Here is a 14,824-nt window from a genome sequence, read left to right as displayed (position 1 = left end):
TACCCGGATGTTTTGTCGGTCCGACCTTCCGGTCACTAAGCGGCCGTTTCGCTACCCTGCAGAAAAAGGACGAGTGGCAACGCCCGCGAGTTTTTCTCAAGTGGGTTTATATGCGATAGTTACTTCTCTGCACATAAATCAAAGATGGGAAAACCTGTTCGTTATTATAATAGGTGACGGATATTGGATGTGATGATTATCACATCTGATCAACCATAACTCCCTATAAAAATAAAAAAAGCATAGAGATATTTTCTCTAAACTTTTGCATAAACAACCAGGAATTCCTCATCTATGGCATAAGTAAAATCACCATCAAGAGTCGCAACCTTAATGTTTCCGAGTTTGCTTTTTTGCTCCGACGGTATCCCTTTACGAGTACTATATTTAGGATGATTTAACGCTATAATCACTATTGGAATAAGATTAATTCGTTAGCGTAAAAATGAATAGAGAGAAAGGAATGATCTACTGCCGGATCGCTAGCCAATTTACATCGTTTCGATTATAGTTATAAGTTGAGAACCCTCCCGGAATGTTGGTTTTTCGTTTGGATAAAGATAAGATAATATAGAAGGAACAATAATAAAGGTGGTATTTTATGAATCGACGCGAATCCCGCGAGAAGGCCGTACAGCTCCTTTTTCAAATCGATATGACCCAAAACAGTGTAGAGGATGCGATGGCTCATCTTATTGAAGAAGATAATAAACCAGAGGTACGGGATACATCTTTTCTGCTCGAATTGGTAGAAGGAACGGTCGCGCATCAGCCTGAGATTGACGCGGTAATCAGCAAATATTTGCGCGGTTGGACGATGGCCCGGCTTGCCAATGTGGATCGTGCCATTCTCCGGCTTGCTGCGTATGAAATGTTACATATGGAGGAAATTCCAATCGGTGTTACGCTCAACGAAGCGGTTGAGCTTGCCAAACTGTTTGGATCCGATGAATCGCCCAAGTTTATAAACGGGGTACTCTCCAGCATGGCAAAAGAAAGGGATAGAGGGAACGAGCAATAATGGACGTCATTCTTGGAATCGATACGAGCAACTACCGTACTTCGCTTTGTCTTGTTACCATGGACGGGGAAATTGCCGCGGAGGAAAAACAGTTGCTGTCCATAGACCAGGGGGAAAAAGGGCTGCAGCAATCTGTAGCTCTTTTTCAGCATGTCAAGCGTCTCCCACAGCTTACCGCGAAAATGTCGATGGAAGGTAAACAGCTGGTAGCCGTTGCTGTCAGCCGGGCTCCCCGGCCGGTGGAGGGCAGCTATATGCCGGTGTTTCTTGCCGGTCAGATGGCGGCTGAGATGCTCGCCCATTTTCACCGGCTTCCGATTTACTATACAACACACCAGGAAGGGCATATTGCGGCAGGTGAATATACGATGAATCGCCCGCTCGCTGCGGATCGATTCCTTGCGGTGCATCTGTCGGGCGGAACGAGCGAAATTCTCGACTGCACACGCACGGAAGACGGGTATGCCATCGAATGCATCGGCGGCACCCGGGATCTTCATGCAGGACAGCTTATCGATCGTGTGGGCGTTGAACTCGGCCTTCCTTTCCCGGCCGGCCCCTCGCTTGAAAAACTGGCCAGAACGGTGGAGGCGGAAATGATAACGAACGATTTTTCAGTACCTTCCTCAGTTGCGGAGTATACCTTTAGTTTTTCAGGACCCGAAGCGGCGCTCATGCGCGCCATTAAAAATAATGACGCTTCCCCCGCGCAAATCGCACGCGCGGCAGAGAAATGCATTGCCAATACGCTTGAAAAAGCACTGCGCAGCGCGATAGAGAATGGCTATCCGCGGGATATTTTAATTGTCGGCGGAGTATCGGCCAACGATTATATACGCGGTCGGCTGCTAAAACGGTTAACCCACCCGGCCGTAAAAGCCCGCTTATTTTTTGCGGATCCCCGCTATGCCGGTGACAATGCATACGGGGTTGCCAGGCTGGGTCTTACAAAATATAAAAAGGAAAAACCCGAACAATAACTTGTAATTTGATAATTATATTTCGCTTTTTCTTTACAACCTTGGGATGTTTTCGCTACACTAAAAGTGAAAAAACGCAATGGAGGGTTCATTTATGCCAGCACAAGTAATTAGCGGGAAAGAGGTAGCGGCTGATATCCGGGCTGCTTTAAAAGAGGATGTCACGCAATTAAAACAACAAGGGGTTACACCGGGACTGGCCGTTATTCTGATAGGCGAAGACCCGGCATCCCAGTCATACGTCAGGGGAAAAGCAAAGGCTTGCGAAGAAACAGGAATTTATTCCCGGGTTATCCGCAGGGATGAATCCCTGACTCAGGACGAATTATTATCTGAAATCGAACGATTAAATGCGGATTCAAGCATTCACGGGATTCTAGTCCAACTGCCGCTGCCGAAGCATATTAATGAGAAAGCGGTGATCGATGCGATTCGTCCCGACAAAGATGTCGATGGTTTTCACCCGATTAATGTCGGCAATATGATAATAGGAGATGAGTGCTATCTTCCGTGCACCCCGCATGGGATTATTGAACTGATTAAGCGTTCCGGCCAGAATATTGCCGGGAAGCATGCCGTTGTCATTGGGCGCAGTAACATTGTAGGCAAGCCCGTTTCTATGTTATTATTGCAAGAAAATGCAACGGTCAGTATTGCTCACTCCCGGACAGCCGACCTCGGTTCGCTTACGCGCCAGGCCGACATCCTTGTGGCTGCTGTGGGCCGTCCTCACATGATTGGTGCGGAGCATGTGAAACCGGGTGCTATCGTCATCGATGTCGGTGTCAACCGTATTGCGAGCGGGAAGCTCGTTGGGGACGTAGATTTTGAAGCGGTAAAAGAAGTAGCAAGCTACATTACTCCGGTTCCTGGCGGAGTGGGTCCTATGACCATTACGATGCTGTTGAAAAATACCGTGGAAGCGGCGAAGCGGCTTACTGCGGTTCAATAACAGGGGACGAGATCACGAGGGGATGATAGAGGTGGAAGAAACCCGGCACATTTATTCCGTAAAAGACATTACGAGATATATTAAAGACCGTATTGAATTTGATGAAGTGCTTCAGGATGTCTGGATACGCGGGGAATTATCGAATTTTACCCACCATACACGCGGACATATGTACTTTACAATTAAAGACGAGGAAAGCAGGATGCGTGGCGTGATGTTTGCCGGGTATAACCGCTACCTCAAATTTATCCCCAAGAATGGAACCCGTGTTTTATTGCGCGGTTCCATCTCTGTTTATGAACGGGACGGGCAGTATCAATTATATGTAAAAGAAATGCAGCCGGATGGCATCGGGAACTTGTATCTCGCCTATGAACAGCTAAAAGAAAGGCTGGAAAAGGAAGGGCTGTTTGCTGCGGAAAACAAAAAGCCAATCCCTGCTTACCCGCAGGCGATTGGTGTTATTACTTCATCCACCGGCGCGGCCGTTCGCGATATTATCATTACGATTCGCCGCCGCTATCCGGTGTGCCGCATTCTCCTGTTTCCGGTGCTTGTTCAGGGGGAACATGCGGCGGGATCGATCAGCCGTGCGATTGACCTGATGAATGAACGGGGCGAAGTGGACGTTCTCATCGTCGGGCGCGGTGGCGGCTCTATTGAAGAACTGTGGGCGTTCAACGAAGAGGTAGTCGCGCGAAGCATATTCAGATCATCCATTCCTGTGATTTCAGCCGTTGGACATGAAACCGACTTTACGATTGCTGATTTTGTGGCGGATGTCCGGGCAGCTACACCAACGGCAGCCGCCGAATTAGCAGTACCCCATATATTAGAATTAAAGGAACGGATATCCATGCAAACCGGCAGGCTGCGCTCTGCGTTAAACTACCTGGTGAAACAGCAGCGGCAGCGGCTGGAACGGCTGCAAAAATCCTGGGTGCTGCGCCAGCCGGAACGGCAGTTTCTTCAGTGTGAACAGCAGCTCGTCCGCCTGGAGGAGCGCCTCAGGAAAGCGGCGGTTCAATATGTGTACCGCAAACGAAACGAACATAAGGATGTTCAGCAGGTGCTTCTTCAATATAATCCGGTACGCCAGATTGAGCGGTATAAAGAACGCGTACAGCAGCACCACCACCGTATGAAACGTGCAATTACAGCGATTACACGCAGCGATACGCAGCGTCTGGATCGCCTGATTGGTAAGCTTGATGCGCTGAGCCCGCTTAAAGTGATGCACCGCGGGTATTCGCTCGCGTATAAACAAACGAAGTCAGCGAATCGTCTGGTTAAATCTGTAAAGGAAGTTGACCCGGGAGATACGCTAAAGGTACAATTAAGCGATGGTATATTAGATTGCCAGGTATGGGGCATTGAAGAGGAGAATACCCATGGGAAAAAGTGAAGTTCAGGATCTGCCATTTGAGGAAGCGTTAAAAAAACTTGAGCATATTGTTGAACAATTGGAAGCGGGAGAAGTTCCGCTTGAACAGGCAATTTCCCTGTTTCAGGAAGGGATGGAATTATCGCGCATCTGCAGCCAAACGTTAACCAACGTTGAACAGAAAATCGAAGCGCTGCTTGAAAAAGACGGGGAACTGACCCCGGCGGCTTTTCACCTGGAGGGAGAAGATTGAACAAAACCCTGGAGCGGTACATCGCTGAAAAATCAGAACTGATAAATACAAGTCTCCAGACGTCTATGGAACTGCCGGGTGTACCGGAACCGCTGCGATCGGCGATGGCCTATTCGCTGAATGCAGGCGGCAAACGTTTACGCCCGATTCTCGTGCTCGCTACGTTGGAAGCACTGGGGAAACCGGTGGAAGCGGGGATTTCCATTGCCTGTGCTGTGGAGATGGTACACGCGTATTCGCTTATTCACGATGATTTACCGGCAATGGATAACGATGATTTTCGGCGCGGCAAGCCAACCAATCATAAAGTGTTTGGCGAAGCCATGGCCATTCTGGCAGGAGACGCCCTGCTAACCCAGGCGTTTGAAACGATCTGTGAGGCGGAGAAAGCCGGCGTGCCGGCTGCAAGCGTGCTGCAAATTACGCGTGAGCTGTCTGTGTTTGCAGGCCCGAAAGGCATGGTAGGCGGGCAGGCTGCCGATATGGAAGGCGAGAATAGGTCGCTATCCTTTGAAGAGCTGAAATATATTCACCTTCATAAAACAGCGGATTTGCTCATTTTTTGCGTACGTGCGGCTGCGATTGCAGCCAGTGCCCCGGACGAACAGCTTACTTGTCTTACCCGGTTTGCTTCAAATATCGGTTTGGCTTTTCAGGTTAAGGACGATATACTCGATGTGATCGGGGATGAAGCCAAGCTGGGTAAGCCGGTAGGCAGCGACGAAAAGCGAAAAAAATCAACCTATCCGTCACTTTTGGGAATCGAGCATTCGGAACGGGAACTTTCCCGGTTGATTGATGAAGCCATGCGTGCGCTCGCAGAAGCGAATGTAGCCCATGATGTGGTACTTCGGTCTCTGGCGGAATATATTATGGAACGCGATCATTAAGCCATGATATAACTTACAACATAAGGGAAAACTAGGATGAAATGCAGCGAAAGTGAGGAGTTTTACTTTGTTATCTACGATCAACTCCCCGGAACAATTAAAAAAGCTAACCATACATGAATTAATTAAATTAGCGGGCGAAATCAGAGAATTTCTCATTTCCAATCTCGCTCTTACCGGTGGGCATTTAGCCCCAAACCTTGGCGTCGTTGAACTGACGCTGGCTCTCCATTGTTTGTTTGACAGCCCGAAGGATAAATTTATTTGGGACGTCGGCCATCAGGCTTACGTACATAAAATGTTGACAGGGCGAATGGACCGCTTTCAAACGTTGCGCCAGTACAAAGGGCTGTGCGGATTTCCAAAACGGAGTGAGAGCGAGCATGACCAGTGGGAAACCGGCCACAGCAGTACGTCTCTTTCTGCCGCAATGGGAATGGCGATTGCCCGGGATTTAAAAAAAGAAAAAAGCCATATCATCGCGATTATCGGGGACGGTGCGCTCACCGGTGGAATGGCGTTGGAAGCGATGAACCATATCGGCCATGAAGGAAAGGACTTAATGGTCGTGCTCAACGACAATGAAATGTCTATCGCCCCCAATGTTGGCGCTATTCACAACTATCTGGGAAAACTGCGGACAAACCATAACTATAAACGTGCCAAGGAAGATATTGAAAACCTGCTTAAAAAAATTCCGGCTGTTGGCGGCACAATGGCAAAAATCGCCGAACGACTAAAAGATTCTCTGAAATATCTCGTCGTCTCCGGCATACTGTTTGAGGAACTCGGTTTTACCTATTTAGGCCCGGTAGACGGGCATGACCTGCCGACGTTAATGGAGACGTTACGGATGGCGGCCAACACGAAAGGACCGGTTCTTGTCCACGTCATTACGAAAAAAGGTAAAGGCTATGCACCGGCCGAAGAGGATTCCGATACGTTCCACGGCATCGGAACGTACAAAATTGAAAGTGGTGAAGTGATTAAAAGTGAAGGGCCGCCTTCTTATACAAGCATCTTTTCGAAAACAATTGAAAAGCTGGCCGAGCACGACCCGCGGATTGTGGCAATTACAGCGGCAATGCCAGGCGGTACGGGCCTGAAGCGTTTTTCGGACAAATTTCCGGACCGTTTTTTTGATGTGGGGATTGCGGAACAGCACGCCACTACCATGGCTGCAGCGATCGCTACCCAGGGATTGAAGCCGGTATTTGCGGTCTATTCCACTTTTTTGCAGCGTGGATACGACCAGATCGTTCACGATGTGTGCCGCCAGAACTTGAATGTAACGTTTGCGATTGACCGGGCGGGCCTCGTGGGTGCTGACGGGGAGACCCATCAGGGGGTATTTGATATTGCGTTTCTCAGAAGCCTGCCAAATATGACCATAATGATGCCAAAAGACGAAAATGAACTGCAGCATATGATCCATACCGCGCTCGCCAAAGATGACGGAGCGGTGGCCGTTCGCTATCCGCGCGGCAATGGAGAAGGGGTTCCGCTCGATGATGAACTTCGCCTCCTGCCGATTGGCAAGGCTGAGGTGCTCAGCCAGGGACAGCATGTGGCGATTATGGCGTTTGGAAACATGGTTCCGACGGCATTGGCAGCCGCTGAGCTGTTACAGGTGGAAGGAATTCACCCGATGGTGATTAACGCGCGTTTTGCCAAACCGCTCGATGAAGAACTGCTGTTCAGCCTTGCACGTGACGGATACACGCTGATCACGCTGGAAGAGGGCTGTTTGAAAGGCGGCTTTGGCAGTGCTGTGCTGGAATGCTATGCGAAAGCAGGCTACCATGATATGGTTGTCGAGCTTATGGCGATTCCGGATTACTATGTAGAGCATGGCAGTGTGAAAGAACAGAGGGAAGAACTGGGGCTTACGCCGGATCGGGTCGCACAGAAAGTTAAATCCCTCTGGCCGGCCAGGAGGCAAAGAGCGTAGTCGATGAATAAAAAGGAAAGAATAGATGTGCGCCTTGTTCAGGAAGGATACTTTCCAAGCAGAGAGAAAGCCCGGTCTGCCATTATGGCGGGGATTGTTTTTGTGGAAAATGAGCGGTGCGATAAACCCGGCACAAAAATAGACAGCGGACTTCCCATTACGGTAAAAGGGCATGTTCATCCGTATGTCAGCCGGGGCGGGCTTAAACTTGAAAAGGCGCTGAAGGCATTTCATATTGATTTAACCGGCGCCGTTGTGATGGATATCGGGGCCTCAACCGGAGGCTTTACAGACTGTGCGCTGCAGCACGGTGCCGGCCTTGTGTATGCGATTGATGTTGGGTACGGGCAGCTCGACTGGTCGCTTCGCCAGGACGAACGGGTTGTCGTGATGGAACGGACGAACTTTCGTCACCTCAAAGCGGAGGAATGGGCCGGAGAGCGCGTTCAGTTTGCAACGATTGACGTTTCATTTATTTCCCTTCGCCTTATTCTGCCCGTTTTGAAAGATTTCCTTGACAAAGGGGCGCGTGTGCTTGCTCTTGTTAAGCCGCAGTTTGAAGCCGGGCGCGAGCAGGTAGGCAAAAATGGAATCGTGCGTGATAAACAGGTCCACATGGATGTGTTGACCCGGATGATGCAATTTAGCCAGGAACTCGGATTTGCGGTGCGTGGGGTTTCCTTTTCGCCGATTACCGGGGGAGAAGGAAATATTGAATTTTTGCTTGATCTTGAATGGACAGGTGTGCCGGCAACGCTGTCGGGGGAATGGAGCGATGTCGTTAGCCGCCTGGTAAATGAAGCGCACGACACATTTTAAACAGGTACGACCGGAACGGAAGTTGACGTAGATTCATACGTCAACTTTTTCTGCATTTTTATGCATTTTATTGGAAAACGAGGTATAATAGAAAAGGAGTTTTATGCCCATTCACCCTACCAGATTGAGGTGTTTGTTTTGACGACAATAGGTATCGTAATCAACAAGGACAAAGAAAACGCGCTGTCTGTAGCGCGTGAACTTGTACGATTACTGGAAGGGAAGAAAGCTGGTGTATACATAGATCAAAGGGTGGCGAACCATATCGGAAGGCAAGATTTATCCTTACCTGTGGCGGATTTTCACCGTGATGTTGACATTGTTTTCGTCCTGGGGGGCGATGGCACACTGCTCGGGGTTGCCCGTGAGCTTGCTCCGTATGAAATCCCAATTCTCGGCATTAATCTTGGACACCTGGGCTTCCTCTCTGAAGCCGAACCGGATGATTTGCCGCATGCGGTCGATCAGATTCTAAACGGCCAATTCTATGTAGAACAGCGCATGATGCTGGAAGCCGAGGTGATTCGCAAAGGCCAACGAATCCATCCTTCTGTGGCTCTTAACGATATTGGCATTGCCAAGGGAAGCTTTAACCGGATGATAAAATGCACGGTTTTCGTAGACGATTTATACGCGGCCACCTTTAACGGTGACGGGGTCATCGTCTCCACACCGACCGGTTCTACCGCATACTCGTTGTCAGCCGGTGGGCCGATTGTTGTTCCTTATATTAATGCAATTGTTTTAACACCGGTTGCCCCCCATTCCTTAACCACCCGGCCGATTGTGCTGCCGGCCGAAGAAGAAATTCATATTACGGTGGACGCTACCCACCAGGACATGGGAATGACAATAGACGGGCAGTTAGGGTATCCGCTTCAAGTCAACGATGAGATCGTCATTCGTCGGTCTCCGTATGCAACACCGCTCATTAAATGGAAAGCGCGCAGCTTTTTTGAAGTTGTGCGGAAAAAATTACAGGGGGAGGGATATTGAAATGGAAAATATTGATCATTTGAATACTGAAAACGAGAAGAGTGACAATGGGAACGATACGCAGGATGAGATGAACGATGAAGAAACGGGCCATCCAGAACATTTTCCTGGCCAAACCGAAGGAAAAAGCATGAATAAAGGCCAGCGCCACATTAAGATCCGGGAAATTATTTCGCGAAATGACGTGGAAACGCAGGACGACCTGGTTGATTATTTATGTGCCGCCGGTTTTCATGTTACACAGGCAACGGTTTCACGCGATATCAAGGAACTGCATCTTGTGAAGGTACCAACGAACGATGGACGTTATAAATACTCGCTGCCTGCTGATCAGCGATTTAACCCGCAGCATAAACTAAAGCGTTCACTTATCGATAGCTTTATCAGCATCGAACAAGCGGATAACCTGCTTGTCATGAAATTGATGCCGGGGAATGCCCAGGCGATCGGGGCGCTCATTGACAATCTGGATTGGCCGGAAATTCTTGGCACCATCTGCGGCGATGATACGATTTTAATCATTAACCGGACAAAAGATGGTGCAACCGAAATGTCGCAGCGGTTTATCAACATGCTGTAGTCAGGAGGACTTACATGCTACTCGAACTAACCATTAAGAATTTTGCAGTCATTAAAGAAGTCTCCGTTGCCTTTCAACGGGGACTTACTATCTTAACAGGTGAAACAGGGGCAGGGAAGTCCATCCTGATCGATGCGCTCGGCCTGCTGCTCGGCGGCCGCGGTTCCATCGATTATATCCGCTTTGGATGCTCCAAAGCGGAAGTGGAAGGGCTTTTTGAATTTCAGGGACAAGCTCCGGTCCTATCCATTCTTAAGCAGATGGCGATTGAACCTGAAGATGGAATGGTGATTGTCCGGAGAGAGATCATCAGCTCCGGAAAAAGCGTTTGCCGTATCAACGGGCAGCTTGTCACACTGGCAATGCTGCGTGAACTTGGGCCGTGGCTAATCAATATCCACGGACAGCATGAACATCAATCGCTGATGCAGGGCGAACGCCACATCGACTGGCTCGATGCGTTTGGTGAAGAACATACGGGGAAAACGTTGAAGGAGTTCTCTCTCCTGTACCGGCAATACCAGCAGCTTCGCTCTGAATTCGATTACATATCGACGAACGAACGGGAAATGGTACAGCGGCTCGATATGCTGCGGTTCCAACTGGAAGAAATCGTCGGCTCCCAATTAAAGCCGTTGGAAGATGACAAGCTGATGCAGGAACGCAAGCGCCTGAGCGGAGGGGAAAAGATGGTGCGTGGCCTTGAAGACGCCCACCGGTCTCTTGTCGGAGAACAGCGGGGGATTGACTGGGTGAGCAATGCAATGGGCCACCTCGAAACGATCCTTACGTACGACGAAGAATTAAAAGAAACGTACCAAATGATTGAAAATGCTTTTTACCAGCTTGAAGAAGCAGCGCGGTCGATACGGGCATACCGGGATCATGTGGAATTCGATCCGGGACGGCTTGCGGAAATTGAAACCCGCTTGGATGAATTAACCCGGCTTAAACGGAAATACGGGCGTTCCGTCGATGAGATTCTTGAGTATGCGGCCTCGATTGAAGACGAACTGGACAGCATTGAAAACAGGGAATCACGCATTGAGGAATTAAAGGGAAAACTTAAGGAAGTGTCTCTTGATTTAGCACTGGAAGCGCAGGAACTGTCCAAACGGCGGAAACAGGTAGCTGAACGTTTATCCGTGGCGATTGAAAATGAGCTAAAGGATTTGCATATGACGCGGGCCCGGTTTAAAATCGCCGTTACCCAGGAAACCGACGAGAAAGGTCTGGAGGTTGACGGTGAAAAATTGCGTCTCACGGCAAAAGGAATTGACCAGGTGGAATTTCTCATTGCGCCAAATCCCGGAGAACCGCTGCGGCCGGTGAGCAAAATTGCCTCTGGGGGCGAACTTTCCCGGATTATGCTGGCGATGAAAACGATACTTGCGGATGCGGAAAACGTGGATACGATGATTTTTGATGAGGTTGACACAGGGGTTAGCGGTCGGGCCGCTCAGGCGATTGCTGAGAAGCTCGTGCTTGTTTCGCGCAGGAGGCAGGTACTGGTCATTACGCATCTGCCGCAGGTGGCAAGTATGGCGGACGCACACCTGCGCATTGAGAAAGAAATGAATGATAAAGAAACGCAAACAAAGGTTGAACGGTTATCGCACGAAAATCGGGTGATTGAGCTTGCCCGCATGCTTGGAGGAGTGGAAGTCACGGAAACAACGAAGGATCATGCCAGAGAAATGCTGGATCAGGCGAATGACATTAAAGAAAAAAGCAGCTAATCCTGGGGCGATCACAATGAGGCAGGAAGAGATTGTTTCCGGCAACGGGTTATAATTGTCCGGGACAACGGAAAGATTATTATTACAGATAAATGGAGGTGTAGGTAGGGAACGTGTAGGAGCGTGATGACCCATTGAATAAACAGAAGAAAAAGACATGGTTTGGTTATATCTTGATTGTACTCGCTCTATTCACTTTCTCTTCAACCCCTTTTCAACAGTTTGCCTCATTTCCGAATAAGCTCCGGGTGTTTCAAGGTACGCTCACTAAACTGTCGCTTACGGCTCCCGTAACAGCTACACTTGAGACGAGTAATCCTGAAGTGGTTAAGCTTGGCAATGCCGCCCGCGAAACGATTAATTTACAGAATCCGATTACCATTCAACCAGGTAAACCAGGCGAAGCAACGCTTATGCTGAAGGTTGGAAGTATACCGCTTAAAACGGTAGATGTGAAGGTTCTTCCTGAGCTGAAAGTCATTCCGGGCGGTCAGTCGATTGGTGTTCAACTGCAGACCGTTGGCGTTCTGGTGGTCGGTCATCATCTAGTCGATAATAAGGGGAAAAAGGTTTCTCCCGGAGAGGCTGCCAATATTAAAAAAGGCGATATGATCCTCAAGGTAAATGGCGAAGACATCAGCGATATGGATGAAGTGGGCAAGCTCGTTAACGACTCGGGAAAAAAAGGAAAACCTGTAGATTTGGAAATTCTGCGCGGCAAACAAAAGCTTGCGATGCAGCTTACGCCGGCATTGGATGACAAAGATAAGAAATATCGTATGGGTCTGTATATTCGCGATTCTGCGGCAGGAGTAGGCACACTTACTTTTTACGAGCCAAAGCTGCAAAAATATGGAGCTCTTGGCCATGTCATATCGGATATGGACACAGGGAAACCGATAACAGTGGGAGAAGGCCACGTGGTTCAGTCAAGTGTAACATCCATTGAAAGAGGAACAACCGGTACACCGGGTGAAAAGTTTGCAACCTTTATTAATGAACGCGTGAAGTTAGGGAACATTGAAAAAAACACGCCATTCGGCATTTTTGGTCAGATGGATAAGCTGCCGAAGAACACGGTTGCAACAAAGCCAATACCGGTAGCTCTCAGTGAAGAGGTAAAACCTGGCCCGGCTGAAATTTATACGGTTGTGGACGGTCAGAAAGTCGACACGTTTAAAATCCAAATTGTTAACGTCATCCAGCAGAAATTTCCTGCGACAAAAGGGCTGATTCTGAAAGTTACAGACCCGCGCCTGCTTGAAAAAACGGGTGGCATCGTTCAGGGAATGAGCGGGAGCCCTATTATTCAAAATGGTAAACTGGTTGGTGCCGTCACTCACGTTTTCGTCAATGATCCCACCTCCGGTTACGGAACATTCATCGAGTGGATGCTAAAAGATGCAGGAATCGATATTCGGAATGAAGAAAAACTCAAGGCAAGTTAGCCCTGAGTTTTTTTTTTGTTTACCGTTGCGGCAACGCCCGCGAGTTTTTCTCATCCGCATAAGAGAGCATAACATGCTTACATAAATAATTGCAACGAACCTCACCGACAGCGGTAAAGTCGAATTTTAGCCTGATCAGTCGAAAGGAATTACCGATTTTATTGAAGGATATGTATGCTTAACGTCGAAATAACAATGCGGGACATTTGCGAAGAATTAGATAGTAAAAATAGATGTAAGAAAAAAGGAGCGAAATGACTTGAATAAAATCCGTGTCATGCTTGCTGACGACAACCGAGAATTTACAGAATTGCTAAGAGAATATTTAAATGAACAGGATGATATAGAGGTTATGGGCGTTGCCTATAACGGCAATGATGTGTTGAAACTTCTTGAAGATACGGTGCCTGATGTTTTGATTTTGGATATCATCATGCCTCATCTGGATGGTCTGGCGGTTTTGGAACACATTCGTGGCATGGAACTTCCGGTCATGCCAAAAATTATTATGCTTACGGCATTCGGCCAGGAAGAGATTACGAAAAAGGCGGTTGAACTGGGCGCGTCGTATTATATTTTGAAGCCGTTTGATATGGAAGTTCTTACAAACCGCTTGCGCCAGGTAGCCGGTTCAATCCTTCCAGTACGAAATCTGCGCACGCCTTCCCTGCCGCCTAAAGGAAAGAATCTTGACCAGAACATCACGAATATCATTCATGAAATCGGTGTTCCGGCACATATTAAAGGCTATTTATACTTACGGGAAGCGATCACGATGGTTTATAACGATATTGAACTGTTAGGTTCGATAACGAAAATTCTGTATCCGGAAATTGCCAAAAAATTTAATACGACGGCCAGCCGCGTCGAGCGTGCGATCCGGCACGCGATTGAAGTAGCCTGGAGCCGCGGCAATATGGACTCCATCAGCGTACTGTTCGGGTATACAGTAAGCAACAGCAAAGCCAAGCCGACAAATAGTGAATTTATCGCCATGGTTGCGGACAAGCTTCGCCTGGAGCATCAGGTAAGTTAAACAGAAAAAAGTGCAAAAACCTCTGCGTGCGCGCCGTTCAAAGACGCGTATGCAGAGGTTTTATTATGCGCGGGATGAGAGTTTGTTCTTATGATTATGTAAGGAATATCTCTGCGGAAATATTTGCCGGAAAAAGATTTGGATCTGTTTATTTTTTATCAGACATACGCAACCTAATCGTAAGATGTAAAAAATAGGGGAGGTTGCGGCCATAGATATGGAATATGAAGTATATATTTGTCTTAAATGCGGAGAAATTCAACCGCTGCATCAAGGTGAAGCTTTCGCGTGCCTGCATTGCGGCTATATGCGGTTGGAGAAAGCGGACTTCTATTACAACGGTGAACCAGACACGTTACAGTAAGTTCAGTTTTTTATCAAGCAGCTGGCTCATTTCTACTACGGCAGGATGTGTGAAGCTGTTTTCTTCCCGGACGATAATGTGCAATTTCTCACGCAGTTGCAGAATTTCTTTATATAATTGTTCCTGTTCCTTGCAGGAAGAAAAAGTATCTTTGGACATATTCATTACCCCTTCGGTTATTTGAACTATACGTTTGTTACCTCTATTCCGCAGGTAATAAACTATAATTTTGAAATTTACAGGAAACCAGTGATGGATTACAGGTTGTTCACCATTACTATATGTCGTATTGAGCTAAACATGCATAAAGGGATTTTTCAGATAGGCGGCAAAATGGTATACTTTGTCTACATGTATTTTTTTCAGACCAACTGCTTTTCGTGGTTTTGCTGCGAAACGGGTTGACTACAC

The 14,824-nt window shown here is 48.1% G+C and carries 15 protein-coding genes; 14 read left to right on the top strand and 1 reads right to left on the bottom strand.

Features of this window, described 5'->3' with window-relative positions; genetic code table 11:
• The first annotated feature begins 601 nt into the window (after positions 1-601).
• From nusB to H525_RS27635, 14 genes are all read left to right on the top strand, one after another.
• Positions 602-1,021 (top strand): transcription antitermination factor NusB, encoded by a 420-nt coding sequence (nusB, locus tag H525_RS0119515; RefSeq protein WP_027417569.1) that lies wholly within the window; start codon positions 602-604, stop codon positions 1,019-1,021.
• The gene (locus H525_RS0119510; protein WP_027417568.1) at positions 1,018-2,001 is read left to right on the top strand and encodes a tRNA (adenosine(37)-N6)-threonylcarbamoyltransferase complex transferase subunit TsaD; all 984 of its coding nucleotides are present in this window, start codon (positions 1,018-1,020) and stop codon (positions 1,999-2,001) included. Before nusB ends, H525_RS0119510 begins: the two co-directional genes overlap by 4 nt.
• A gap of 94 nt (positions 2,002-2,095) precedes the next feature.
• Positions 2,096-2,953, top strand: a complete 858-nt coding sequence (gene folD, locus H525_RS0119505) for a bifunctional methylenetetrahydrofolate dehydrogenase/methenyltetrahydrofolate cyclohydrolase FolD (protein WP_027417567.1) — start codon at positions 2,096-2,098, stop codon at positions 2,951-2,953.
• A gap of 31 nt (positions 2,954-2,984) precedes the next feature.
• A complete protein-coding gene (gene xseA, locus H525_RS0119500; RefSeq protein WP_027417566.1) occupies positions 2,985-4,358 on the top strand; it encodes an exodeoxyribonuclease VII large subunit in 1,374 nt (457 codons plus the stop codon).
• Positions 4,345-4,590 (top strand): exodeoxyribonuclease VII small subunit, encoded by a 246-nt coding sequence (gene xseB / locus H525_RS0119495; RefSeq protein ID WP_027417565.1) that lies wholly within the window; start codon positions 4,345-4,347, stop codon positions 4,588-4,590. Before xseA ends, xseB begins: the two co-directional genes overlap by 14 nt.
• Positions 4,587-5,480 carry a polyprenyl synthetase family protein gene (locus tag H525_RS0119490; protein WP_027417564.1) on the top strand — a complete coding sequence of 298 codons (894 nt, stop codon included), beginning with the start codon at positions 4,587-4,589 and terminating at the stop codon, positions 5,478-5,480. Before xseB ends, H525_RS0119490 begins: the two co-directional genes overlap by 4 nt.
• Before the next feature lie 67 nt (positions 5,481-5,547).
• On the top strand, positions 5,548-7,431 hold the full coding sequence (dxs, locus tag H525_RS0119485) for a 1-deoxy-D-xylulose-5-phosphate synthase (protein WP_027417563.1): 1,884 nt from the start codon (positions 5,548-5,550) through the stop codon (positions 7,429-7,431).
• 3 nt (positions 7,432-7,434) lie between these two features.
• Complete coding sequence (locus tag H525_RS0119480; protein ID WP_027417562.1) at positions 7,435-8,250, top strand: TlyA family RNA methyltransferase; 816 nt, start codon at positions 7,435-7,437, stop codon at positions 8,248-8,250.
• A 138-nt stretch (positions 8,251-8,388) separates the two neighbouring features.
• A complete protein-coding gene (locus H525_RS0119475; protein ID WP_027417561.1) occupies positions 8,389-9,246 on the top strand; it encodes an NAD(+)/NADH kinase in 858 nt (285 codons plus the stop codon).
• A gap of 130 nt (positions 9,247-9,376) precedes the next feature.
• Positions 9,377-9,826: a transcriptional regulator AhrC/ArgR gene (gene ahrC, locus H525_RS0119470; protein WP_027417560.1), complete on the top strand. Its 450-nt coding sequence runs from the start codon at positions 9,377-9,379 to the stop codon at positions 9,824-9,826.
• Positions 9,827-9,840: 14 nt separating this feature from the next.
• Entirely contained in the window at positions 9,841-11,565 is a 1,725-nt protein-coding gene (recN, locus tag H525_RS0119465; RefSeq protein ID WP_027417559.1) for a DNA repair protein RecN, read from the top strand.
• A 134-nt stretch (positions 11,566-11,699) separates the two neighbouring features.
• Positions 11,700-13,013, top strand: a complete 1,314-nt coding sequence (spoIVB, locus tag H525_RS0119460) for a SpoIVB peptidase (RefSeq protein WP_027417558.1) — start codon at positions 11,700-11,702, stop codon at positions 13,011-13,013.
• 259 nt (positions 13,014-13,272) lie between these two features.
• Positions 13,273-14,049, top strand: coding sequence for a sporulation transcription factor Spo0A (spo0A, locus tag H525_RS0119455; RefSeq protein WP_027417557.1), 777 nt, complete (start codon positions 13,273-13,275; stop codon positions 14,047-14,049).
• A gap of 217 nt (positions 14,050-14,266) precedes the next feature.
• Positions 14,267-14,413 (top strand): hypothetical protein, encoded by a 147-nt coding sequence (locus H525_RS27635; RefSeq protein ID WP_155837454.1) that lies wholly within the window; start codon positions 14,267-14,269, stop codon positions 14,411-14,413.
• Here the strand turns inward: H525_RS27635 and H525_RS26740 are convergent.
• Entirely contained in the window at positions 14,405-14,572 is a 168-nt protein-coding gene (locus H525_RS26740) for an aspartyl-phosphate phosphatase Spo0E family protein (RefSeq protein ID WP_162142520.1), read from the bottom strand. The genes H525_RS27635 and H525_RS26740 overlap by 9 nt on opposite strands.
• Between the last annotated feature and the right edge of the window lie 252 nt (positions 14,573-14,824).

The sequence above is a fragment of the Aneurinibacillus terranovensis DSM 18919 genome (assembly GCF_000430625.1).
GTDB lineage: Bacteria > Bacillota > Bacilli > Aneurinibacillales > Aneurinibacillaceae > Aneurinibacillus_B > Aneurinibacillus_B terranovensis.
This window is presented reverse-complemented; position numbering and strand designations above follow the sequence as displayed.